Origin of the sequence: Larkinella sp. C7 (genome assembly GCF_006149005.1) — a bacterium.
Classification (GTDB): domain Bacteria; phylum Bacteroidota; class Bacteroidia; order Cytophagales; family Spirosomataceae; genus Larkinella.
The window spans coordinates 1-23,709 of the sequence record NZ_VBSL01000031.1 but is presented as its reverse complement, the minus strand read 5'-3'; the positions used below and the strand labels follow the sequence as shown (position 1 = coordinate 23,709).

Here is a 23,709-nt window from a genome sequence, read left to right as displayed (position 1 = left end):
TGAAAAATGATTGATTATTGGGCCTGAGCGACGTAAATCAAGCTTGAATAATTTCCTCCATCCTGATAAGCTGCCCAATTAGAACGAATTCCATTCCAAAAACTTTCAAGATAGGCCGGCTTTCCGTCCCGGTTTTTCGTACTGAGCATATTCACATAGAACGCATCAAACACCATAGGCCGCTGTTCTTTCAGTTCAAAACCGTATCGTTTCAGCAACGTTTTCATGGTGTCGGGCGAAAAGTGGTAGAGGTGCCGGGGTACATCATAAGCCGCCCAGAACTGTTTGTAATGCCGGGCATCCCACGAATGGTAGTTTGGAACGGCAATCACCAGATGCCCTTTCGGGCGACTGTGGCTGCGAATCCACTCCAGGGTTTCCTGCAATTCATGAACGTGTTCCAGCACGTGCCACATCGTAATCACATCAAATGGCTCTGTGGTTTCAAGCTCAAAAATGGATTTTCCAAGCTCCGCTTGAGTCCGTTCTGCGGCTTGTCGTCGCGTATTGACATCCGGTTCGGTACCCCTGATTTTCCAGCCTGCTGCCTGACTGGCTGCCAGAAAATAGCCGGAGCCGCAGCCGATGTCCAGCAACTGGCCTTTCCGTGGAGACAGCCCCGTAATCAGTTTTACCTTTTGCTGAACGGTTATCGTCCGAACGGTATGGTAGAGTTGGCTGATGATTCCTTTCCGCGTATCACTGTGCGAAATGTATTCTTCTGATTGGTAATATCGCCCAATTTCTGCCTCTACCGGCCGTGGATTCGTCACCTTAAAACCGCATTCATCACAACGCTGGATAGCAAATTCGTTCTTCGAAACCAGAAAATCCGTACAAGTCATCCAGTTGGAAAAAGACTGATTTCCACAAACCGGGCATTCTACAAGGTGCTCAACCGTCATGATTACCGGCCTAAATAAATCATTAAGATAGAAATATCGGAAGCACTGACACCGCTGATGCGTGATGCCTGGCCAATGGTTTGGGGGCGAATCCGCTTCAACTTTTCACGTCCTTCGAACGACAAAGCGGAAAGCCGGTCGAAGTCAAAATCCGGACGAATAATCAGGCTTTCCAGCTTTTCCGTGCGTTCCACCAACATCCGCTCCTTCTCGATATAGCTTTCATATTTCACCAGAATAACAGCTTCTTCAACGGTTTCTTCATTGAACGCGTTGAGGTAATTCGCGACATTATCACCCAGCATGGTCAGCTCTTTGCGGTTAATTTCGGGTCGTCTCAACAGCGCGTAAGGCGATGTTTTTTCCCGAATCTGCGCACTTCCCAGCGAATCCAGCAGGGTGTTAATGGTTTCCGGTTGCACGCGCATCTGTCTCATTTCATCCAGAATGGCCGTTACGTTAGCCTGTTTGGTTTGCATGAGGTCGAACCGTTCCTGCGAAGCGAGGCCAATTTTATATCCTTTTTCGGTCAATCGCAGGTCGGCATTGTCCTGCCGAAGAATGGTTCGGTATTCGGCGCGGGACGTAAACATGCGATACGGTTCTTCCGTCCCTTTCGTAATCAGGTCATCGATCAGCACGCCAATGTAGGCTTCGGAACGTTTCAGCGTGAATTCGCCGAGTTCTTTTGCCGTATTGTGGGCGTTAATGCCGGCCATCAAACCCTGGCAGGCGGCTTCTTCATAACCGGTTGTTCCATTGATTTGACCGGCAAAAAACAGCCCATCGACCAACTGGGTTTCCAGCGTTTGCTTCAATTGGGTCGGTGGAAAGTAGTCATATTCGACCGCATAGCCGGGGCGAAACATTTTGGCATTCTCGAAACCCGGTATTTTTCGCAACGCTTTTATCTGTACATCTTCCGGCAAAGAAGTCGAAAAACCGTTGACGTACACCTCGACGGTGTCCCATCCTTCCGGTTCTACGAAAATCTGGTGGCGATCTTTGTCGGCAAACCGATTGATTTTGTCTTCCACGGATGGACAATATCGGGGGCCTAAACCCTTAATCCGGCCTGTAAACATGGGTGAGCGCTCAAAACCGGTCTTCAATATTTCATGAACTTCCGGGTTTGTATACGTGATCCAGCAGTGCCGTTGTTTGGTTAACGCCGGTGTATTCAGGTACGAAAACTTGCCTGGATTTTCATCGCCGGGTTGTTCTTCCATCAATGTATAATTCAAACTACGGCCATCGACCCGCGGTGGCGTCCCGGTTTTCATCCGGCCTGCTTCAAATCCGAGTTGTATGAGTTGTTCCGTTAAGCCGGTAGCCGATCGCTCGGCGGTCCGCCCACCCCCAAATGTTTTCTCACCAATGTAGATTTTTCCGTTCAGGAATGTTCCGTTTGTAAGTACAACGGAGTCCGCCAAAATTTCCATACCCATACTGGTTTTCACCCCGGTGACTCGTTTATCTTTTACGATGATTTCGGTCACCATGTCCTGCCAGAAATCTAGATTGGGTGTTTCTTCCATGGTTTTACGCCACTCAGCAGCAAAAACCATTCGGTCACTTTGACAACGTGGACTCCACATGGCGGGACCTTTGGAGCGATTAAGCATTCGGAATTGAATCATCGATTTATCGCTGATAATTCCCGATTGACCCCCTAACGCATCGATTTCACGAACGATTTGCCCTTTTGCTACACCGCCCATCGCCGGATTGCATGACATTTGAGCAATCGTTTGCATGTTCATTGTAATTAGTAAAACGGACGAACCCATCGTTGCGGCTGCTGTGGCAGCCTCACAACCAGCATGACCCGCTCCTACTACAATAACATCATACTTATTGAACATTGATTTGATATTTTACAATTTTGAAAAAATGTTCCACGTGGAAACATTTCACAACGCGACAAAAAAGAGATACAAAAATAGAAATAAAACAAGCGTAAAGAGAAGGATCGTTGAAATCAACGTACGTCGGGCTAAAAAGATTCAAAAGAAAAAAGGGGCCGAAGCCCCTTAACTTACTTTAACTTTTTGAGATACGAATCCACTTCACGTTTATAGAATGGTGAAAAATCGGGTGGAACTGAGCGCAACAATTCAACTTGTTTTTGCTTTTCCTTCACCAGTTGTTCGTATTGTGGAGGTGGTTTACGCATAACCGGCTTGGCCGATTCTGCTTTCCGTTGCATATCTTCCTCCTGCTCTTTGATCGCTTTTTCGGATTCAAGCAAGCGAATTAACATTTCCTGCTGCCGTTTGATGGTGTTCTGCGTGACGCGTTTGTTGACCAGATCAGTTTCCGTCTCGTCCATTTTGTTCATGATGTCATTCATTTCACCACCCAACTTCTTGCCCATTTCGGTGCCTTTTTGGGCGTCCTGAAGCTCTTTGAGCATTTTCCGCATCATAGCCTGTTCCGCAGCCAGACGCGAAAGTTCTTCCGACATGCCGCGTCCGCCTTTTCCTCCCTGCCCTTCTTTCATGAGTTTTTGCATCCGCTCATTCAATTGCTTTTGCATTTCACCCATCGACATGCTCTTGCCTTTGCCTTTTTTCTTGCCTTTTCCAGAACCAGAAGCCGACATTTGGCTCATTTGCTCCTGCATTTGCTTGAAAACATCACTGAGCATTAAGGCCAGATTGTTGATGGAAGTCATCGCAAATTGCTGCTTCGATGTAGCAACATTTAATCGACGTTCTCGAATGTATTTAACACTTTCATCCATGTATCCTTTCATGCTGTTCAATTCCCGGGTCACAAAAGACTGAATTTGCAGAACCCGATTGGCCAGTGCATACAGGCTGTCTTCAATGATTTTAGCGTCATCCTGGAGCTTTAATTGATCCTGAGCGAGTTTTACGAAGCGGGGATCCTGCAACGAAACCGCCTTGAAATCCTTCATGACGCGCTCCTGGTCAAATGACAATTGAATCAAGTTTTCAAGAATGTCGCGCAAATCATCCATGTTTTCCTGCGACTCTTCCATCTCGGCCGACTGCTGTTGTTGCTCCAATTGCTGGCTCAACTCCTTCATTTGCTTGGCGGCTTTCTTCTGCGATTTTGACGCTTTGTCGTTTTGTTTCTGCTCGAGTTGTTTCTGACTCTCTTTCTGCTCGTTGCTGATGTCCTGCTGTAGATCTTCACGCGTGTCTTTTTCCTGCGGATTTTTCATTTCCTCCGCCATTTTTTCGATCTCTTTCAGATCTTCGCGGGTCTTCTCAAACTCTTTGTTAAGTTCCTCCTGCTTCTTGCTCAGCTCCGCATTCTCGTCTTTCTTGGCGTTATCCTCTTTTTGGGAATCACTGTTCTGATCCTTCTTATCGCCATTCTCGTCTTTTTTCGACGGCTGATTTTCGTCTTTTTTCGATTGCGCTTTCTCGTCCTTCTTTGACTTTGCGTCGTCTTTTTTCGACTGGGCCTTGTCGTCTTTTTCTTTCTGAGCTTCCTGCTTCTCGGTTTCGTTCGCCAGTTTCTCCTGTTTTTCTGCCTGCTTCTCCAGATCTTTGATGGCATTTTCCATCTTCTGTTCCATCTGAAGCTGCTTGAAAAGCTCCAAAGCGCGCTCTAATTCCTTCTCCAGATTCTTCTCTTTATTCTTCAGCCGGTCGAGCATGTCGATCATTTTGTCGTCCTGCTTCTGCTCCAGCATCTTCTTCAGTTCTTCGTACAGCTTCTGCGTTTCCGGGTCCATCAGCTCGTTCATGAGCTTCTGAAGCTGCTCAAATTTCTGGAGCATTTCCGGATTCTGGTTGTTAAACCGTTCCTGGCGTTCGTTGTTGGTCTTGTTCTGTTCCTGCAGTTCTTTCAGTTCCTGCATCAGTTCTTCCCGTTTTTTCAGCAAATCTTCGGCTTGCTTTTTATCCTGAAAATCCAGATTCTTCTTCGTTTGCAGACGGTTTTCCAGCGCATTCAAATCCTTTTTGAGTTGCTGTGCTTTCGTCAGCGTTTTGCTGATCTGGTTTTCAGTTTTCTGGGCAGACTGCTCGGCGGCTTCTGCCAGCTTGGCCTGATCGGGAACGGCAAACTGAGCGAAGCTGGAACGGGCGCTTTTGTAGCCATTCACCACGTCATTATCCCAAACCTGAACGAAGTACTCAAGACGGTCGCCGGGTTGCATTCTGAGGCTATCGAGGCTCCATTGGTAGTAAAAGTTCTGGGTAGCCGCCGATCGGTTGAAAGGAACCGCGCGGGTTAGGAATTTATCCGGTGAATTTTGACCCGCCCGAATCACTTTGTACATCACTTTCAAGTTGGAAAAACCGTAGTCATCGGTGATGGTCCCCCCGAGCATGACATAATTATAGAAGGTCGTATCCTTGAAGTTCTCCAGCGAAACCTGCGGGAATTTGTCATTGACGACGTTCAATGTATACTGGATATTGTCCCGGCTAGCGGCTACTTTGTTCTTCAGGGAAATGGAATAGGTCGAAGATTTCTTCACCACGCGCGAAAATTCGAACTCATCCGACGATTGTTTGTCGGCCACCAGGCCCCTTGGCTCATTGCCAAACCGCACCAGAACCGAGTCGGTATTGGCCGCCGAAAACCGCCAGGTTACCTGTGTTCCTTCGGGGACGAGCAGATTACCAACGTTCGAAAGTTGCTCCGACGGTTTGTTGAGATAGGACGGATACACCAGACTAACGTCGAAAGCGAGCAACCCCGGACGATCCAGCACGACCAATTCGTAGCCCGGCGAATTGAATCCGACGGCTTCGAAACGGAACGGAATATCGCGTTGAACATTATCAAACGTGTATGTGAAAAGCCCTTTGCCGTCGCTGGTCAGTTTGAAGCGTGTGTTGTTCGAAACGAGATAGACGTCCTGTGGCAAGCTGTTTCCCTGAAGCTGTAACTCCAGCGTATAGTCTTCATTCCGAAATGCTTTGAGATTTTTGTTGCGCAATTGAAACTGAAATGGGGCTTCTTCCGCAAACTCCTGATCGTAGCTAATAATTCGCTTTGAAGTACTGGTCAAAAATGCCGGATACAGCAACAGCAAACCGCCGATAATAAAAGCCGGAATAATGGCAAATTTGATAAAACGGCGGTTTTGATTGATTTGAATCGCGTCGGCAAAACGGACAATCAGCAGTTGTTTCGACCGCTGATTGATGCTGGCTTCGAGCAAATCGCTTTGCTGACGCGTCAACGCCCGAAGTTGCAGGGTATTGAGCAGTTTATCCCCCACTTCCGGAAAAAACCGGCCGATCTGTTGGGCAGCTTCTTCGTTGGTCAGCGATTTTCCGATGCCGTACAGATGCACCAGCGGATTGATGATCCAGTAGTATAAAGCCAGCAGCAGAACCGTTAACGAACCGAAAAACAGCACACCGCGAACCGGCGAGCTAAACCGACCGAAAAACTCGGCCGTGTTCATCAGCAGATAGATCGATAGCGTAAAGGCAATGAAAAATATGGCACCTTTGGCAACCTGGTTGATGTAAAATTTCTTTCGGTATTCTTCAATACGCAGCAGCAGCGTTTGAATGGATTCTTGCATCTGCATCGGTCTAGTCTTAAAGGGTTGGCACTGCTCCGGTCATCACAACTCAATGATCCTAAAATGAAGATAATCAATTGAACCTTAACTTCCTTCTGATAACGAAAAAGATCGTTGTACAATTTTATCTGCTGGCTCGACTCACTGGTTTTCGGGCAAATCGAGGTAATCGTTGAAGTAGGTGATGACGTGAAGTTTTAGAAAATTCTCCTGCGTCAGCAAGTCAACGTATGGGACTTTCTGGACCAGTTTCCAATGGGGCCAGCCGTCCTGATCCGTTCCTGCCAGTTCGTAATACCCCGAAAAACTCAGGACTTTGCAGATGGCGATGTGCATCAAATCCTGTTTCTGTTCTTTCGTGAAAATCTGCGTTCCCCGGCCCAATTCCTGCACGCCGATCAGAAACAGCACGCTGTTTAAATCCGCCGGCCGTTTGCCAACGGCTTTTTCCAGATAGTCCAGCACCTGCTCCCACTCCTGTTCAATTTCCTGTGTAATCATTCTTCGTAAAAATTTATGGAGTTTGTTTACTCATTTTTATGACTTTTTCCACCCGCCTTCGTCACATAGGAAGAGAACAAAAGAGGAATGGATTCTGCACCTCGTTGCATCAAAATAATTTCAACAAACCAAGTTCGTGAAAATCATTGGAAAATTGGTTGCAGACGGTTTTCGGGATCTACTCAATCTGTTTTATCCCAACCCCTGTTTGCTGTGCCGCAATACGCTGCAGAGCCAGGAACAACTGGTCTGCACAGCCTGTCGTCTTGAACTTCCCGAAACCGGCCAGCACCGGGGTGAAGCACTGGTGTCGGGCCAACTCCGGTTTGCCGGAAAAGTGCCGGTGGAATTTGTGTATGCGTATCTCTATTTTAACAAGAGAGGAAAAACGCAGCGGCTGATTCACACCCTGAAATACCGCAACAACAAAGAAGTTGGAAGTTTACTCGGGCGTTGGTATGGCTATCAGCTAAAAACCGACATTCAATTAAATGATCAGATCGATCTCATTGTGGGCGTACCGCTGCATCCGGCCAAACTTCGGCAACGCGGTTATAACCAGAGCGACTGGTTTGCCCAAGGTTTGTCGGAAACGCTGGAAATACCGTGGAGTGATCGGGCGCTGGTACGCAATCTCTACACCATTAGCCAAACCGGAAAAGATCGAATTGAACGCTGGCAGAACGTCAATAACGTTTTCGGAATTGGCGATCCGGATTTGGTGGCGAATAAGCGGATTTTACTGGTCGATGATGTTCTGACTACCGGAGCCACTTTGGAGGCCTGTACGGCGACTTTATTGGCCGCCAACAGCCAATCAGTCGGGATTGTAACAATAGCGGCCACCCGATAGTCGGGCGGCCGCTGTAAGGGTCCAGGAAGTTAGTTCTTATTTGTTCCGTCCTCCGGCGATCATGGCACAACGGAAACCGATGGTGGCCGTTGCCGAATCCTGCGCCATGAACCGACGGGTACCCGGTGACAACCAGTAGGCTACATCAGACCACGAACCACCTTTATAAACCCGTAATTTATCGTTGATGATCGAGTTGCCGTTTTTTGTATCGTAGTTTTTCTCATCATCCTGATACCCATCCCGACGCAGCGGATTGAGATCGTTCATGTCTTGATACGACAACGGACGATAGACGTCATACACCCACTCGTTCACGTTTCCGGCCATGTTATACAAACCGAAGTCGTTGGGAGGATAGGTATAAATTTCAGCCGTGATAATAGCCGCATCGTTCGACTTTCCGGCAATACCGGCGTAGTCTCCACGCCCGCGTTTAAAGTTGGCCAGCATCTGGCCTTGTTTGCGGCCTTTCTTGGCGTTCCGAACAGACGAACCATCCCAGGGATAAATCCGTTGATTCGACTGGTTTTCGTCGATGTACTGCGTACCGATCATGGCTTTGGCAGCATATTCCCACTCCGCTTCGGAAGGCAGTCGATAATTCGGCAACACATTGCCGCTTTCCATCGAAGCAGTTGTTTGCGAATTTTTAGCGACTGCTACGGGTTGTTCGCCCTCAGCAACGGCCGGAGCCGCTTCTTCTTTCTTCTTGCGTTTCAGCGAAAATCCTTTTTTCTTGCCGCTGGCGGCACCTTTCTGGGCCAGGTTGGCATTGACGGCATCCGTCCGCCAGGTAGAATAATCCACGGCCTGTTCCCACGAAACCCCAACGACCGGATAATAGCGGAAACCGGGGAAACGCAGGTATTGCGTTACGTAGGGATCGTTATACGACAGCGGGTTTTTCCACACGTTCGTATCGGGCAGCGCGCGGCTGTAAATTTCTTCCGACGAATCGCGTTGAATCGCGTCGAGGTATTCCAGGTAGTGAATGTTGGCGATTTCGGTTTCGTCCATGTAGAACGACTGGATACTGACGGTCCGCTCGCGGTTGTCACGCGAATTCATGACATCTTCTTCGAGCGCACCCATCGTGAAACGGCCTCCTTCGATAAAGACGAGGTTCGGGCCGGCCGATTGTCCTCTGTACTTAGCTACCTGAAATCCGTTCTCCTTATTGTAGTTAATACCGGTGGCCGTACTTTCCTTCCCCGGCTTCACGCTGGTCGGGTGCTTGGACTTACACGCGCCTAACACTGCGGCAAAAGCCAGCAGATAGACCATCGAGCGTAACGGTTGTTTTCGATTCATTGTGATTAGGTAACTAATAGAAGTTCAAAATTACAGTTTGTCAGGGAAACTTTCACGATTACGAACAGCCGAATCCGAATTTCACGGCCATCACTCCACCATCTGGCTCAACACATCATCCATCTGATCGACTGCATTTACGTCTCGTTGCGTAAAAATCAATTTTCCTTTAAAGTCTTTTAATGAGCAGGTTGCCGAATTTTTCTTGACATAATCAATTACTTTGCCAAACTGCCCGGAGTTGAAGAAAGCGTCATTCCCAGAAGAAACGAAGGTTCCCTTCATGATATTATTTTTTAGTGTCAATTTTTCAAGCTGTAAACGCTCGGCTTTCCAGCGAACCATCACTAATTTGATCAGATTCTCGACTTCTTCCGGCATCGGGCCAAACCGGTCGGCGATAGATCGCTGAAAACTCGACAGTTCCGTCTGGTTTTGAATATTATCCAACTGATTATACAACGACAGACGCTCCGAGATATTGGCTACGTATCGTTCGGGAATCAACACTTGCAAATCCGTTTCGATGAGCGTGTCCGGCAGCAGACTTTTCAACGTTTCGTCATTGGGCATAAACAGGTTTTTGAACTCGGTTTCTTTCAGTTCCTGAACGGCTTCGTCCAGAATCTTATGGTACATTTCAAAACCGAGATCGTTGACAAAACCGCTCTGTTCGGCACCCAGCAGATTTCCGGCACCCCGGATGTCGAGGTCACGCATCGCAATTTTAAAGCCTTCGCCCAATTCGGAAAAATCCTCGAGTGTTTGCAGCCGCTTCCGGGCATCCGTCGTAATCACCGAAACCGGGGGCGTCATCAGATAACAGAACGCTTTTTTGTTGGAGCGCCCTACCCTGCCGCGCATCTGGTGCAGATCCGACAAACCAAACATGTGCGCCTGGTTGATGATGATGGTATTGGCATTCGGAATATCCAGACCGGATTCGATGATGTTCGTCGAGACCAGCACGTCATTTTCGCCTTCGATAAACCGGGTCATCACCCGCTCCAGCCGGTCGCCTTCCATCTGACCATGCGCCACCGATACGCGGGCGTCGGGCACCAGCCGCATGATCAGATTGGCCATCGACTCGATGTCGCTCACCCGGTTGTGAACAAAAAACACCTGACCACCCCGCCGAACTTCGTAGCTAACGGCGTCGCGGATGACGGCTTCACTAAACGTGTGAACTTCGGTCGTTACGGGCTGGCGGTTGGGCGGTGGCGTCGCAATCACCGAAAGATCGCGCGCACCCATGAGCGAAAAGTGCAGCGTTCGGGGAATTGGCGTTGCCGTCAGCGTCAGCACATCGACATCGACCCGCATTTCTTTCAGCCGATCCTTCGTTTTGACACCGAATTTTTGCTCTTCGTCAATAACCAGCAGCCCTAAATCCTTGAATTTGATGTCTTTATTCACGATCCGGTGCGTTCCGATCAGAATGCCGGTTTCGCCCGTAGCCACCCGTTTCAGCGTTTCCTTGATTTGTGCCGCCGTTCGAAATCGGTTGATGTATTCGATTTTGACCGGGAAATCGGCCAGCCGCTCGCGGAACGTGTTGTGGTGTTGCATGGCCAGAATCGTCGTCGGCACCAAAACCGCCACTTGTTTATTGTCCGTCACGGCTTTGAAAGCCGCCCGAATCGCCACTTCAGTCTTCCCAAAACCGACATCACCACACACCAGCCGATCCATCGGGTGACTCTGTTCCATATCGACTTTCACGTCTGCCGTGGCTTTGGCCTGATCGGGCGTATCCTCGTAAATAAACGACGATTCCAGCTCGGCTTGCAGAAAACTATCGGGCGAAAACGCAAAACCGGGGGCCTGACGGCGTTTGGCATACAACGCAATCAGTTCTTTGGCAATGTCTTTGACCTGCTTCTTGACCCGCGATTTTTTCAGATCCCACTCCTGCGAACCCAGTTTGCTCATCACCGGTGGCGTACCTTCCTTCCCCGTGTATTTAGCAATCTTGTGCAGGCTGTGAATGCTGACCAGCAAAATGTCGTTGTCGCGGTAAATGAGCCGGATCGCTTCCTGTTCACGACCGCCGACGTCCACTTTTTCCAGCCCCGCAAACCGCCCGATGCCGTGATCGACGTGCGTGACGTAATCGCCGGGTTGCAGCGTTTTCAGTTCCCGCAGTGTGAGGGCTTTCGACTTGGAAAATTTATCGCGAACGCGGTATTTGTAATACCGGTCAAAAATCTGGTGGTCGGTATAGCAGACGATTTTCGTCTGCTCGTCCACAAATCCTTCTTTTAGCGAAATGCCTAAGGCCTGAAATTTGAGAAACGGATCGAGTTCTTCAAAAATCGTTTTTAAGCGTTCGTGCTGTTTATACGACTCTGCCGCGATGATATTGGTGTACCCTTTCGACTGGTTTTCAGCCAGGTTTTCGACCAGTCGCTTGAAATCTTTATTGAACGACGGCTGGGCTTTGGAAGCGTAGGTAAGTTTGTCTTCGGATTTAAAATAAAACCGGCGGCCAAACTCCACCGTCCGAAATGGCTTGATCTGATTCAGAAAACCGCGCCGGGTTTCAAACAAGGTATTCGGATCGGAAACAACCTTAATTGCGCCCTTGGCACCTACGAGACTGGCCAGGCTCTCTTCGGCTTTTTCAAAACTTTTTTCAATGATTTCGAGTGTCAGCTCCACGTCTTTAAACCAAAGCGTGGCGCTTTCCGGAAAAAACTCCAGAAACGGCTCCCGGCTTTCGTGCGTCAGTTTGTTTTCAATGTTGGGAATAATGCTGATGCGGTTTACGGGATCGGTAGAAAGCTGACTTTCGGGATTGAACAACCGGATGCTTTCGATCTCATCGCCAAAGAGTTCGATTCGGTACGGAAACTCGCTGGCAAAGGAAAAAACGTCGATAATTCCCCCGCGAATGGAGAATTGACCAGCTTCGTATACAAAGTCGGTTTTTTCAAAATCATAACTGTTCAGCAGTTCATTGATGAAATTGGCGTCGAGTTTGTCACCGGTTTGGACAGACAGCGTATTGGCCCGCAGCGACCGTTTATTGATTACTTTTTCTGATAATGCTTCCGGATAGGTGACGACAATGGCATTCTCTTTGGCCTCCGAATTAAGTTTATTCAGCACTTCCGCCCGCATCAGCACGTTGGCATTCTCGATTTCCTCGTATTGATACGGTTTTTTATACGACATCGGAAAAAACAGAACTTCCTGACCCAGCAGGTTTTGCAGGTCATTGTAGAAGTACGAAGCTTCTTCCCGATCGCTTAAAATGAACAGAAACGTGGAGGGGTTGGTGCGGTAAATAGACGCAGCCAGCACGGCATCCAGGCTACCGGTGATGCCTTTCAGTTGAATGCGCGAAGGGTCTGTCGTGTGTGGCTGTCGGAATTGTTCACCAATGATTTTGATGAAACTATCTTCAGTATATAAAGTAATTAAATCGGCTACTTTCATAGAAACATAAAATGCCAAAAGCCGCAGGGAGCGAATTTTCCATGCGGCAAACAGCAACTGATTAACCGTCTGTAAGCGGTTTTGGTTGCAAAATTAAACGGTACGGTCGTACGCAAAATCTTCTTTATCCAACAGCGCAATAAACGCGTCGCCGGGCTGAAACAGAATTACCAGCTCGCGGGGCGTAACACCTTCTTCTTCCTCATCGACCCATTTCCAGTCTTCGGCGGCCACGTCCAGAACGTTCAGCAATTCTACCTTGCGGGCTTCATTTTTTTCCTGCGACAGAAAAGCATCCGAATGGGTAATATACAGCGCAATTTTGTCGTCATCCAGCCAGTCCAGATCGTTCAGTAATTCGTCGAGGGATTCCAGATTGAATTCAAAATAATCCGGGAATTTGAGTTCGCGGGCCATTTGCTCGTAAAATGCTTTGAACGTCTGGGCCTTCTGGCCGTCGATTCGGGCCACTCGAAAAGCCGCATACGGTTTTAAGTCTGAATCCGATTGAACGACTCTAAAATTTGCCATGAATAAGCGGAAGATGAGAAAGCAAAAATAGTCAATTCAGCGAAAACAAGGGCATTCGTAACGAAACGATATTGTTGAACATCAGTTCCGTAATGGTTGGATCCATGTAGCTGATCAAGGGGAATTCCGAAATGATTTCCATCACATCAAATTCCGTCTGCGCTTTCACCACGCACCACAGTTTCTGACGATCAAGTGACAAGGCATAGGACAGCAGTTTCCCGCTTTCCATCAACTCGTTTACTTTCAGTCGCTGGAGCGGGATTTTTACCGTAAATTCCTCCGTCATATCGACCGGGAGATCAAATTCTACCATAAACTGGCTCATAGCGGTGGTAGTTTTTAAGTGTACAATTCTCGAATGGTAGCACCGGACGTTGGCGAACCGGCAATCAACTGATTAACAATCTTTAGCTCATCTTCGTTGACCGAATGCGGAAAATTTGGATATAATTTCATCTTCACCTCCGCACCCATCGATCGAAACACACCTTCCGACTCAATCACGCGTTCTTTCGGGATATGCGGGTCGATGTCGCTGCAACCCAGAAAAACCGGTGTTTCTTCCAGTTCGCCTTCATACAGCCGGGGTGTTCCCGGAGGGCCGATCAAACCACCGCTCAAACCAAAGACGCCCCCGTATGGCATCGCGTTGCGGGCCACGTATTCCAGTGCCAGACAGGCGCCCTGCGAGAAACCGAGCCAGAAAATCTGGGGCGTTTTGAAATTATAATCGGATTGCAGCCGGGCGCGAATGCTGCTCAACACCTGAAGTGCCGATGACAAATGCGGTTCGTTTTGTTCGAGAGGGCTCAAAAACGAATAGGGATACCACGTATTCTGGCTGGCCTGGGGCGCAATAAAGGCAAATTCCTTGTCGTCGATGTGGCTCGACAACGACAAAATATCCCGCGCCGGTGCTCCCCGACCGTGGATCATTACCATGACTTTGGTGGCTTTTTCCAGCGGTTTCCCGGCGGTTACGAAATTATTCGGATTGTGTATCATAGCAACTTCTACGGATTACTCCGGTTTTGCCATGCCAATCGACAGGACTGAAATGACAAAACCGGATGGAAGAAAGCGATTATTTTACTTCAATTTTCGGTAAAGCCGCTTCGATTTTAGCGCGACGGGGTTCATACCACTCCGGCAATTTAAGCGTTTTACCCAATTCTGCAACCGGTTCATCGACCGAGAATCCCGGAGGATTGGTGGCGACTTCAAATAAAATACCGCCCGGTTCGCGGAAATAAATGCTGTGGAAATAATTCCGATCCTGAACGGGCGTCACCTGATACCCGGCTTCCAGAAGCTGATGCTGGAGAACGAGTTGCGATTCGTCCGTATCCGTCGAGAAAGCCACGTGGTGAACCGAGCCTCCGCCCTGTTGTCCCCGAACATCATTGGGCGAATGCTGAACGTCGACGTAATTGCCGGAACCGCCTTTGCCCGCCTGAAACCGGAACCGACCGGCTTCTTCCGATACCAACGTATGACCGAGTGATTCGGTTAATAATTTTACTGTGTCGTCGATCCGAAACTCGTTCAGCGTGACGGTGTGAAAACCTTTTACGGCGTGTTCGACGGGAATAAAACCGTTCGACCAGCCCGGCCTTTGATCAGCGTCATTGGCGACCAGTTCGATGCCCATGCCGTCGAAATCTTCAAACCGCAGATACGTTTCGTTAAACCGTTGCAGCGGTTCAGTATGCGCAATATTGAATTCATTCAACCGGTTGATCCAGTAGATCAACGATTCGGACGGAATAGAAAAGGCGGTGTAGGTCAGTTGTCCCCCACCCTTGCGTCCGCGGTGAATGTTTTTTCCGTACGGGAAAAAGGTCAGAATGCTACCCGGCGACCCGGTTTCGTCACCGTAATACAAGTGGTACACGTCCGGTGCATCGAAATTGATGGTTTTTTTTACCAGTCGTAAGCCCAAAATATGGGTGTAAAAATCAACATTGCGTTGGGCTTCTCCAGCGAGAGCAGTGACGTGGTGTAACCCATTGACGAGCGTTTCCATAATTGAATATCAGTTAATTAAAGCAATTCGTTTTGGTTTGCGTTTTTAAATGTTGTTACATTTAATGTATATACATTTAAAATAAGATTTGAGTTCACTGGTTTTAAATAAAAGTGTAAAGATGCCTTTTTTGTCAGCATGACCGCTTTTATGCATTACCTTTGCGTCGCTAATCTTAATAAGGGGTGCCTTAACACAACGGGCTGAGATTATACCCATTGAACCTGCACCGGGTAATGCCGGCGAAGGGAACGGATCTGCGGAACGGGTCAAAATGGCTCGACTGCACAATTAAATTTATCATCCAAACAACCAAAAGGTAGGTTGGCCCCTTGCCTATCGTAAACTTTTCATACAACATGAAAAAAGTTACGACCTATCTTGTTGGTGTGGCAGCGGTATTTTGTCTGTCATGCCTGCCCGCCTGGGCGCAATTCTCTATTTCGGGAACCGTCAACGATGCCGACGGTGGAACACTGCCCGGAGCCGCTGTTGCCGTCGAAAACACCTTCAAAGGCACTTATGCCGACGCCACTGGTGCTTTTCGCCTGACCAATCTCAAACCGGGGTTACTCCAGCTTCGCGTTTCTCTCCTGGGCTACGAGCCGGTTTTACAAGCCGTCGAACTAAATCAGGACACGCAAATTACTGTATCGCTCACCAAAACCGCCGTTGCCATCGATGAGGTCGTCGTTAGTGCCACGCGGGCCAATCAGAAGTCAGCGATTGCCTACACGAACGTTTCAGCGCGGGAACTCAACAAACAGAATCTGGGTCAGGACATTCCGTTGCTGCTCAATTTCACGCCATCGCTGGTTACGACCTCCGACGCGGGCGCGGGGGTGGGCTACACCGGGTTTCGGATTCGCGGATCGGATGCCACACGGATCAACGTGACGGTCAATGGCATACCGTACAACGACGCCGAATCGCAGGGGACGTTTTGGGTCAATATGCCCGATCTGGCGTCGTCTGTCAGCAGCATTCAGATTCAGCGGGGCGTCGGCACATCGACCAACGGCGCGGGCGCTTTTGGGGCTTCGGTCAATGTCCAAACCAACAGTTTTGAGAAAAATCCGTATGGCGAAGTGGATGTTTCGGGTGGTTCATTCAATACGTTGAAAACGACGGTTAAAGCCGGTTCCGGTTTGTTGAACAATCACTTTGTGGTAGATGCCCGGCTTTCCCGCATTGTTTCCGACGGTTTCGTCGATCGCGCGTCGTCCAATCTGAAGTCGTTTTACCTTTCGGGAGGCTGGTACGGCAAAAAAAGCTTTGTGCGGCTGAATGTCTTTTCCGGAACAGAAAAGACGTACCAATCCTGGAATGGTATTCCCGAAAGCTTGCTGAAAACCAATCGAACCTACAATTCCTACACCTACGACAACGAAGTAGATAATTATCAACAGGATCATTACCAGTTGATTAGCTCGCACGAACTGAGCCGAAACTGGCGATTGAACGCGTCGTTGCACTACACGCAGGGCCGCGGCTATTATGAGCAATACCGGGCTGATAACGACCTGGCCGACTACGGTTTGCCGTCGATCGTGATCCGTGATTCGACCATCAGCCGAACCGATTTGATCCGCCGTCGCTGGCTGGACAATGACTTTTACGGGGCGGTTTTTTCGCTGGATTACAACAGTTTCGGGAAGCTGACGGCCCACATCGGCGGGGGCTGGAATCAATACCGGGGCAAACATTACGGCGAGGTCATCTGGGCGCGGTTTGCCAGCACGGGCAACATCCGGCACCGGTATTACGACAATGATGCCACCAAAACCGATTTTAATCTGTACGGGAAGGCCTACTATCAGTTTACGTCAAAACTAAACGCTTTTGTCGATTTGCAGGTGCGGACGGTCGGTTACTCGTTTTTAGGCTTCGACAATCAACTACGAAATGTGCAGCAGGATGCTAATTTGAGCTTCTTTAACCCCAAGGCCGGTATTACGTACGCCCTGAACGACCGCAGCACGGTGTATGCATCCTACGGCGTTGGTCACCGGGAACCGAACCGCAATGACTATACACAATCGACACCGGCCAGCCGCCCGAAAGCCGAGACCTTGAATGACTGGGAAGCGGGCTACAAACTGCAAACCCAGCGGTTGGCTTTTTCGGCGAATGCGTATTACATGAAGTACAGGAATGAACTGGTATTGACCGGGCAGATCAATGATGTTGGGGCGTATAACCGTGTTAATATACCGAGCAGTTACCGTGCCGGGATCGAACTGGAAGCGGGAACGGCTCTGGCGAAAAACCTGCGCTGGAATGTCAACGCGACTTTCAGCCAGAATAAAGTCAAAACGTTTACGGAGTTTCTGGACAATTACGACACCGGCGAGCAGAGCGTGAATCAGTATACCGATACCGACATTGCCTTCGCGCCGAACACCATTGTAGGCTCGCAATTGCTGTATACGCCCGCGAAAGGGCTGGAAATCGGGTTGTTATCGAAATACGTCGGGAAGCAATACCTGGACAATACATCCAACGAAAACCGCCAACTGGAGGCCTATTTTGTGAACGATCTGCGGTTTATTTATACCGTGAAGCCTAAAGGGATGAATGAACTTTCGTTTTCGCTGTTGCTGAATAACGTCCTGAGTGAGTTATATGAGTCGAACGGCTACACGTTCAGCTACATTTCGGAAGGAAAAACCGTGACGGAAAACTTCTATTATCCGCAAGCCGGACGGAATTTTCTGGTGGGGGTTCGGATGAAGTTTTGATGGGAACGCGGATTGAACGGTTTTTTAAGGATTACAACAGATTTTTTATCCGTGAAAATCCGTTTAATCCGCGTTCCTCTTTATTACCCAATCGCCTGATTCAAATCCGCAATCAAATCGTCAACGTCCTCAATACCAACACTTAACCGAATCAACGTGTCTTTCAAGCCGTTCTTCGCCCGTTCTTCTTTCGGAATGCTGGCGTGCGTCATCGAAGCCGGATGCGTGCAAAGCGACTCGACGCCACCGAGCGATTCGCCCAGTGAAAAAACTTCAAAACTTTCCATCACTTTGATGGCTTCCGGTAGCGAATCACCGTGGAGTTCGAACGACACCATCCCGCCAAAACCGCGCATCTGCTTCTTCGCCAGTTCGTGCTGCGGATGGTTTTCCAGTCCCGGATAATTCACCTGACTCACTTTCGGATGCTGGTTCAGAAACCGGGCAACTTGCAGCGCATTTTCGCAGTGCCGCTGCATCCGGATGTGGAGCGTTTTGATTCCGCGCAAAACCAAAAAGCAATCTTGCGGCCCCGGAACGGCTCCGCACGCATTCTGGATAAATTCCAGCCGTTTCGCAATCTCATCGTCATTCAGAATGATCGCGCCCATCACCGTGTCGGAATGACCGCCGAGGTATTTCGTCACCGAGTGAAGCACGATGTCGGCGCCCTGATCCAGTGGATTTTGCAGGTAGGGCGACGCAAACGTATTATCGACCACCAGCAGCGTGTTTTTTGCTTTGGTAATCGCAGCAATGGCTTGAATATCAACGATTCGAAGCAGTGGATTGGTCGGCGTTTCGATCCAGACCATTTTGGTTTCGGGCGTAATGGCGGTTTCCAAAGCCGACGGATTCTCCAGTCCGATAAAGGTGAATTTGATGCCGTATTCCTGAAAAACCCGCACCATAATCCGGTACGTACCGCCATAGAGGTCGTTGCTGGCAATAATCTCATCGCCCGGTTTGAAAAGCTTCAGAATGGCGTCAGTGGCCGCCAGCCCGGATGCGTAGCAAATCCCGTGTTTGCCATTTTCCAGCGCGGCCAGGTTGTTTTGTAACACCGTTCGCGTCGGGTTTTGCGTCCGGGCGTATTCGTAGCCCTTATGCTTGCCGGGCGATTCCTGCACGTAGGTCGACGTTTGGTAAATCGGCGTCATGATGGCGCCCGTCGTGGGGTCCGGTTCAATGCCGGCGTGGATGGCTTTGGTTGCGAATTTCATACCCGAATGTAACACGGTTTTGGAAACCGTGCCAGTCATTGCCATGAAAAGCTGTAAGTTTGGTGTGTGAAGACGGTACTACTCAAAGCATTTTCGGGACCAGCACTGGCGGGATTGGTCCTGTCGGTGGCCCCCCTCCTGTTCAGTTCGGCGCTGACGTATCTGACGATTTCGAACGAAGAAACCATTGCTCAATTTAACGGCTGGGAATGGCTGCTTTTGACCATCGCCTGTTGCCTGACTTCCACATTTGCCCTGACGCCACCGACCTTTCTAGCGCTGATCTTTGGTTATTTTCTGGGCTGGAATGCCTTGTTGCCGCTTTTTGCGCTCAATATGGTTTGTATCTTGCTGGTCAACAAACTGGTAAGCTGGTTTGATCAGGACCGGTTTGTGCATTTCATCGAACAGAATCCCAAGGCTAAAAACGTCCTGGAACGCATCCGGGAACAGGAGTTGAAGGTGATATTTTTTACGAAACTATCACCGGTTTTGCCCTTTGCCGTCACGAATCTGGTGTTTGCGCTGTCGGGTGCACGGTTGAACAATATTTTGCTGGGCGGTTTTCTGGGTATGATTCCGCGAACCCTGATTGCGGTCTGGACGGCAAAGCAAGCCAAAGAAATCCGGACCTTAGTCGAAGACCCAAATGCCGGCAATGAAACACAGCTTCTCATCGGGGTTCTCCTGCTGGCGTCGGTTGTCGGATTGTTTGTCGTCCTGAATCGGGCCTTAAACCGTTAAAGAATCTTCCCTACGCGTTCGAGGAGTCGGTTGTGACCGGTTTTTAAAACCGTTAGTTCGTATGCGTGCAATCGTCGGCTCAAGGGTTCGATGTATGAAACCGGCAGCACCTGATCAAAATATCCGGCAAAAAAACGCACGCGTACCGGGTGATTATTCAAAATCTCGCTCAGTTTTCGATGATTGAACTGTAATTTCCGGAAATATACCCAGGCATTATGCACTGATTCCCGCTGTTCCGGCGTAGCAAGCGTACTTTCGGCGAACCGCAGGACACTGCGATTGATAAGCCCCAACGCTAAAAAAAGCAACCCAAACCGGTGAAAAAGCGGCATATGCTTCAGGAAATACCGAAAAAGCTGTCGACCCAGGCCGGTATTCGTTGCCATTTGATACCAGGGACTAATCGTGATGCCATCGGGTGCCAGCAAAATGAGTTCGGTGGTGTGTTTAGGAAAAGCCTCGGCGGTGGCCAGCGCAAAACGACCGCCCATGCTGAAGCCCAGCACAGCGAAGCGATCGATCTGGTATTGATGCAGAAAAGCCTGAATGATTTCCTGAAACCGTTGTTTGGTCAGCACATCGTCAGAAACCGGAGCGGGTTGGGAGCCGTGAAAAAAAAGATCGAAAGCATACACCGCAAACTGCCCTTCCAGTTGCTGCGCCAGCGGTTCGAAGGCCCGGTGATCCTGACCAATTCCGTGGAAAGCCAATAAGGGAACGGGGCCGTTTGACAGCTTGAAAACCGGGAGCATGGCCAAACATACAAGAAACGCACGAAAACGAAAGAATAATGTTCAATTCCATTAGTCACTGGCTTGAGCAGGCCGGTATTTTTCCCGGTGAAGATGAAATTGCGCTTTACACAAAAACGGCTCATTTTCGACGATTAGACAAGGGTACATGGCTGGTTAGACAGGGAATGCGTTCGGGTCGAATCTTTTTTGTGAACCAGGGAATTCTCCGGGTGTTTGTATCGAATGAAGAATCCGAGACAACACTCGGTTTTGTTCTGCCGCAGGAATTTGTTTCGGCGCTGCCGGCCATCTGGAACCAGTCTCCCGCTACATTTAGTGTCCAGGCGGTAACTAAAGCAGAAGTTTTGTATTGGGAAGCCGCCGAATTAACGGTATTGCGTCAAAATAACGCGTCGGCCGATGCCATAGAACGGATAGCCCTGCAACGGCTCATGCAGCAGAAAGAACAGCGGGAGTTAAGTTTACTAATTCAAACCCCTGAAGAACGGTATCTTGCTTTGATGTCGGAAAAACCGGCGGTCATTCAGCAGGTACCTTTGAAATATATTGCTTCTTACCTGGGAATTAAGCCTGAAAGTTTGAGTCGCCTTCGTAAAAAACTGCTTTCGAAAAACTAACCAACGTCAAATTTTGGCCTACGCCGAAAACCTACCTTTGCCATACAACTTACCACACCAAGCTGATGGCCTCATTTTCGTCGATTCCCCATTCAATCCTGCTGACACACAGTGTCTTAGTTGAAGCACCAGCGATGTCTGTCTTCCATTTATTACTGAACCTGGATCGCTGTTACCTCGATCTGTCAACCGGCCACAGGAAGTTTGACATTCTGAACGGCGGGCCGTTAAAGGTTAATAGTACAATTTTATGCGAAGAAGTGGCTGGTAATCAGGAAGTGTTTCATACGTATGTTGTGGAGCAACTAATTGAAAATCAGTTGCTGTACTACGTGTCGAAACCGTCCATCTCGTACGTGAACGGTCAGCGAAAAAGGCCCATTAAAAGTACAACATACGTGCAGTTTGAACTCGATGCCATTGCGGCCACCCAAACACGGGTTAGGGCAACGATCGTGATTCAATTTTCGAGTGGAGTAACAAAATTTCTGGCCCAACTCACGGGTACCCGAAAGCTTTGGCAAGCGCACGTTCGGGAGGAAACGGACAATTTAAAAAAAGTGGTTGAACGAAGTTTCCGACAGCCAGCTGGCTGTCGGAAACCAGTTTTGGTTAATCCTGCATCAGCAGGTACGATTTGATAAACCCGTCGAGATCACCGTTTAAAACGGCATCGGTATTGGACGTCTGATAACCGGTGCGGTGATCTTTCACCCGGCGGTCGTCGAGGACGTAACTGCGGATTTGCGAACCCCACTCGATTTTCTTCTTGCTGGCTTCGACTTCAGCCCGGGCTGCGTTGCGTTTCTCGACCTCGATCTGGTACAGTTTCGATTTCAACAGCCGCATCGCTACTTCCTTGTTCTGCAACTGGCTCCGCTCCTGCTGGCATTCGATGATCAAACCCGACGGTTTGTGGCGCAGCCGAACGGCGGTTTCCACCTTGTTGACGTTCTGACCACCCGCGCCACCCGACCGGAACGTATCCCAGTCGATGTCGGCCGGATTGACTTCAATTTCAATTGAATCGTCAATGAGCGGATACGCGTAAACGGAAGCAAACGACGTATGCCGCCGGGCGTTGGCGTCGTAGGGAGAAATCCGCACCAGCCGGTGAACGCCGTTCTCCGATTTCAGGAAACCGTAGGCCAGCGGTCCGTCCACTTCCAGCGTGGCCGACTTGATACCGGCTCCGTCGCCGGGCTGATAATCCACCTGTTTGACCTTATAGCCGTGTTTTTCCGACCACATCAGGTACATTCGGTAGAGCATATCGGCCCAGTCCTGGCTTTCGGTTCCGCCTGCGCCCGAGTTGATTTCCAATACTGCACTGAGTTGGTCTTCCTCATTGCTGAGCATTTTCTTCAGCTCCAGATCATCGAGCGCGGCTTTTACTTTTTCGCCCTCTGCGTCGACTTCTTCTTCCGTAACGTCGCCCGCTTCGTAAAATTCATAAAGCGTTTCGAGGTCGCCCACCAGGGCATCGACGTGCTCAAAACCGCCCGTCCAGCCTTTCAGGGCGCGGACCTGCTTCATGGTTTTTTCGGCACCTTCGGCATCCTGCCAAAACTCCGGTTGCGTCGTACGGTCTTCTAAATCAGCGAGTTGTTCTTTTTTGCTATCGTAGTCAAAGATACCCCCTCAGGGCCTCTACTCTGGCCCTCACGTCCTTTAATTGGTCGGTCGTCATATGCGTGAAAAAATAATTGAATGGTGAATGTCTCTGTAATTAGACTGCAAAGATAGCGGTTTGGAAATCTCTATCCGAACCCAACAAAAAAGCGGATGATTTCATCCGCTCGAAGATCTGTATACAAAACCGGTTAAATACCTTTTTGTTGGACGTCGGCTACGAGTTCGACCGGGACATCCAAAAGTTCGGCGATTTGCTCATTGGATAATAAATTTTTTCGAAGTGCAGAGAAAATCAACTTTCGCTGCGTCTGTTCCTTGCCGTCTTTTATTCCTTCCTCACGTCCTTTTTTATAAAGCCGGTCGATGGTGATGTCGAATCCGTGTGCCATGGTTTCTGCTTCTTCTGAAACGATTGAATTAAAATTACGGAGTTGCGACAAGATTTCCAACTGCCGGATGAATTTGCCTAACTGCAAATGGTCGGGCGCTACCTGATGTAAATTCAGTAAAATCTGGCTGATCATCTCACGCGGTTTTTCCTGCTGGAAATCCGCTAAGATCGTCAGAATCAGTTCTTCCGGTTTTTCGGAATTGATAAATTGCTGATATGGAATTTCGCTCAGATTGACGAGGGTGAAGTGATACCGCAAGGTCCCGGTTTCTAGCTGAACCGGCATTCGGGCGTGGCCTTCACCAATGTAAAAGACATATTGCCGAACCAGGATTTTGTACTTCCGCAGCATCATGGCGGCATATTCCAGCATCCGGTACACCATGTCCGGCGTGTCGGTGGTCTGAATCTCGATGTGCAGGATGTACGGATCCTGTTCCGGATCGACGACTTTCTTTATTGATACGTGAGTAAGTTTGTTATGTAAGGTCCTTTTGGT

At 49.2% G+C, this 23,709-nt stretch carries 19 protein-coding genes and 1 riboswitch; of the genes, 5 read left to right on the top strand and 14 right to left on the bottom strand.

Translation table 11 applies throughout. The features are described from left to right. Nucleotides 1–14: 14 nt before the first annotated feature. From FH871_RS31050 to FH871_RS31035, 4 genes are all read right to left on the bottom strand, one after another. Nucleotides 15–845 (bottom strand): class I SAM-dependent methyltransferase, encoded by an 831-nt coding sequence (locus FH871_RS31050; RefSeq protein ID WP_229317734.1) that lies wholly within the window; start codon nt 843–845, stop codon nt 15–17. A 62-nt stretch (nt 846–907) separates the two neighbouring features. Further along, complete coding sequence (gene mnmG / locus FH871_RS31045; RefSeq protein WP_138995210.1) at nt 908–2,770, bottom strand: tRNA uridine-5-carboxymethylaminomethyl(34) synthesis enzyme MnmG; 1,863 nt, start codon at nt 2,768–2,770, stop codon at nt 908–910. 173 nt (nt 2,771–2,943) lie between these two features. Then, nucleotides 2,944–6,435, bottom strand: coding sequence for a DUF4175 family protein (locus tag FH871_RS31040; protein WP_229317732.1), 3,492 nt, complete (start codon nt 6,433–6,435; stop codon nt 2,944–2,946). Nucleotides 6,436–6,570: 135 nt separating this feature from the next. Continuing rightward, nucleotides 6,571–6,930, bottom strand: a complete 360-nt coding sequence (locus FH871_RS31035) for a hypothetical protein (protein ID WP_138995209.1) — start codon at nt 6,928–6,930, stop codon at nt 6,571–6,573. A gap of 136 nt (nt 6,931–7,066) precedes the next feature. Between FH871_RS31035 and FH871_RS31030 the strand changes: the two genes are divergently transcribed. After that, complete coding sequence (locus FH871_RS31030; RefSeq protein WP_229317730.1) at nt 7,067–7,783, top strand: ComF family protein; 717 nt, start codon at nt 7,067–7,069, stop codon at nt 7,781–7,783. A 36-nt stretch (nt 7,784–7,819) separates the two neighbouring features. Here FH871_RS31030 and FH871_RS31025 read toward each other — a convergent pair whose 3' ends face one another. The 6 genes from FH871_RS31025 to FH871_RS31000 form a co-directional block, all read right to left on the bottom strand. Then, nucleotides 7,820–9,097: an SUMF1/EgtB/PvdO family nonheme iron enzyme gene (locus FH871_RS31025; RefSeq protein ID WP_138995208.1), complete on the bottom strand. Its 1,278-nt coding sequence runs from the start codon at nt 9,095–9,097 to the stop codon at nt 7,820–7,822. A gap of 90 nt (nt 9,098–9,187) precedes the next feature. Then, on the bottom strand, nt 9,188–12,541 hold the full coding sequence (gene mfd, locus FH871_RS31020; RefSeq protein ID WP_138995207.1) for a transcription-repair coupling factor: 3,354 nt from the start codon (nt 12,539–12,541) through the stop codon (nt 9,188–9,190). Between the two features lie 93 nt (nt 12,542–12,634). After that, nucleotides 12,635–13,072: a barstar family protein gene (locus FH871_RS31015; protein ID WP_138995206.1), complete on the bottom strand. Its 438-nt coding sequence runs from the start codon at nt 13,070–13,072 to the stop codon at nt 12,635–12,637. A gap of 31 nt (nt 13,073–13,103) precedes the next feature. After that, nucleotides 13,104–13,400, bottom strand: a complete 297-nt coding sequence (locus FH871_RS31010) for a muconolactone Delta-isomerase family protein (protein ID WP_138995205.1) — start codon at nt 13,398–13,400, stop codon at nt 13,104–13,106. Nucleotides 13,401–13,414: 14 nt separating this feature from the next. Continuing rightward, the gene (locus FH871_RS31005; protein ID WP_138995204.1) at nt 13,415–14,080 is read right to left on the bottom strand and encodes an alpha/beta hydrolase; all 666 of its coding nucleotides are present in this window, start codon (nt 14,078–14,080) and stop codon (nt 13,415–13,417) included. A gap of 79 nt (nt 14,081–14,159) precedes the next feature. Continuing rightward, a complete protein-coding gene (locus tag FH871_RS31000; protein ID WP_138995203.1) occupies nt 14,160–15,101 on the bottom strand; it encodes a ring-cleaving dioxygenase in 942 nt (313 codons plus the stop codon). Nucleotides 15,102–15,272: 171 nt separating this feature from the next. Next, nucleotides 15,273–15,369: riboswitch (TPP riboswitch) on the top strand. Between the two features lie 91 nt (nt 15,370–15,460). Here FH871_RS31000 and FH871_RS30995 point away from each other — a divergent pair. Continuing rightward, nucleotides 15,461–17,842 carry a TonB-dependent receptor gene (locus tag FH871_RS30995; protein WP_138995202.1) on the top strand — a complete coding sequence of 794 codons (2,382 nt, stop codon included), beginning with the start codon at nt 15,461–15,463 and terminating at the stop codon, nt 17,840–17,842. A gap of 83 nt (nt 17,843–17,925) precedes the next feature. Here FH871_RS30995 and FH871_RS30990 read toward each other — a convergent pair whose 3' ends face one another. Further along, the gene (locus FH871_RS30990) at nt 17,926–19,065 is read right to left on the bottom strand and encodes a cystathionine gamma-synthase (RefSeq protein ID WP_138995201.1); all 1,140 of its coding nucleotides are present in this window, start codon (nt 19,063–19,065) and stop codon (nt 17,926–17,928) included. Between the two features lie 66 nt (nt 19,066–19,131). On the opposite strand from FH871_RS30990, the gene FH871_RS30985 reads away from it, so the two are divergent. After that, the gene (locus FH871_RS30985; RefSeq protein ID WP_138995200.1) at nt 19,132–19,809 is read left to right on the top strand and encodes a TVP38/TMEM64 family protein; all 678 of its coding nucleotides are present in this window, start codon (nt 19,132–19,134) and stop codon (nt 19,807–19,809) included. Here the strand turns inward: FH871_RS30985 and FH871_RS30980 are convergent. Beyond that, on the bottom strand, nt 19,806–20,564 hold the full coding sequence (locus FH871_RS30980) for an alpha/beta fold hydrolase (RefSeq protein ID WP_138995199.1): 759 nt from the start codon (nt 20,562–20,564) through the stop codon (nt 19,806–19,808). The two genes, FH871_RS30985 and FH871_RS30980, sit on opposite strands and share 4 nt — an antisense overlap. A gap of 38 nt (nt 20,565–20,602) precedes the next feature. Between FH871_RS30980 and FH871_RS30975 the strand changes: the two genes are divergently transcribed. Together FH871_RS30975 and FH871_RS30970 are read left to right on the top strand one after the other, a co-directional pair. Beyond that, the gene (locus FH871_RS30975; protein ID WP_138995198.1) at nt 20,603–21,184 is read left to right on the top strand and encodes a Crp/Fnr family transcriptional regulator; all 582 of its coding nucleotides are present in this window, start codon (nt 20,603–20,605) and stop codon (nt 21,182–21,184) included. Between the two features lie 65 nt (nt 21,185–21,249). Further along, a complete protein-coding gene (locus FH871_RS30970; protein WP_138995197.1) occupies nt 21,250–21,825 on the top strand; it encodes an SRPBCC family protein in 576 nt (191 codons plus the stop codon). Here the strand turns inward: FH871_RS30970 and prfB are convergent. Together prfB and FH871_RS33350 are read right to left on the bottom strand one after the other, a co-directional pair. Beyond that, a protein-coding gene (gene prfB / locus FH871_RS30965) for a peptide chain release factor 2 (RefSeq protein WP_138995196.1) occupies nt 21,797–22,874 on the bottom strand; the annotation gives its coding sequence in 2 pieces (ribosomal slippage) (nt 21,797–22,813 and nt 22,815–22,874; 1,077 coding nt in all). The two genes, FH871_RS30970 and prfB, sit on opposite strands and share 29 nt — an antisense overlap. A 133-nt stretch (nt 22,875–23,007) precedes the next feature. Further along, the coding region (locus tag FH871_RS33350) for a hypothetical protein (RefSeq protein ID WP_171063018.1) at nt 23,008–23,709 on the bottom strand (702 nt) is incomplete at its 5' end.

Bases quoted from the DNA above. Each gene is read 5' to 3' on its own strand.
- FH871_RS31050 (WP_229317734.1), bottom strand. From the start codon at position 845: ATGACTTGTACGGATTTTCTGGTTTCGAAGAACGAATTTGCTATCCAG.
- mnmG (WP_138995210.1), bottom strand. From the start codon at position 2,770: ATGTTCAATAAGTATGATGTTATTGTAGTAGGAGCGGGTCATGCTGGT.
- FH871_RS31040 (WP_229317732.1), bottom strand. From the start codon at position 6,435: ATGCAGATGCAAGAATCCATTCAAACGCTGCTGCTGCGTATTGAAGAA.
- FH871_RS31035 (WP_138995209.1), bottom strand. From the start codon at position 6,930: ATGATTACACAGGAAATTGAACAGGAGTGGGAGCAGGTGCTGGACTAT.
- FH871_RS31025 (WP_138995208.1), bottom strand. From the start codon at position 9,097: ATGAATCGAAAACAACCGTTACGCTCGATGGTCTATCTGCTGGCTTTT.
- mfd (WP_138995207.1), bottom strand. From the start codon at position 12,541: ATGAAAGTAGCCGATTTAATTACTTTATATACTGAAGATAGTTTCATC.
- FH871_RS31015 (WP_138995206.1), bottom strand. From the start codon at position 13,072: ATGGCAAATTTTAGAGTCGTTCAATCGGATTCAGACTTAAAACCGTAT.
- FH871_RS31010 (WP_138995205.1), bottom strand. From the start codon at position 13,400: ATGAGCCAGTTTATGGTAGAATTTGATCTCCCGGTCGATATGACGGAG.
- FH871_RS31005 (WP_138995204.1), bottom strand. From the start codon at position 14,080: ATGATACACAATCCGAATAATTTCGTAACCGCCGGGAAACCGCTGGAA.
- FH871_RS31000 (WP_138995203.1), bottom strand. From the start codon at position 15,101: ATGGAAACGCTCGTCAATGGGTTACACCACGTCACTGCTCTCGCTGGA.
- FH871_RS30995 (WP_138995202.1), top strand. From the start codon at position 15,461: ATGAAAAAAGTTACGACCTATCTTGTTGGTGTGGCAGCGGTATTTTGT.
- FH871_RS30990 (WP_138995201.1), bottom strand. From the start codon at position 19,065: ATGAAATTCGCAACCAAAGCCATCCACGCCGGCATTGAACCGGACCCC.
- FH871_RS30980 (WP_138995199.1), bottom strand. From the start codon at position 20,564: ATGCTCCCGGTTTTCAAGCTGTCAAACGGCCCCGTTCCCTTATTGGCT.
- FH871_RS30975 (WP_138995198.1), top strand. From the start codon at position 20,603: ATGTTCAATTCCATTAGTCACTGGCTTGAGCAGGCCGGTATTTTTCCC.
- FH871_RS30970 (WP_138995197.1), top strand. From the start codon at position 21,250: ATGGCCTCATTTTCGTCGATTCCCCATTCAATCCTGCTGACACACAGT.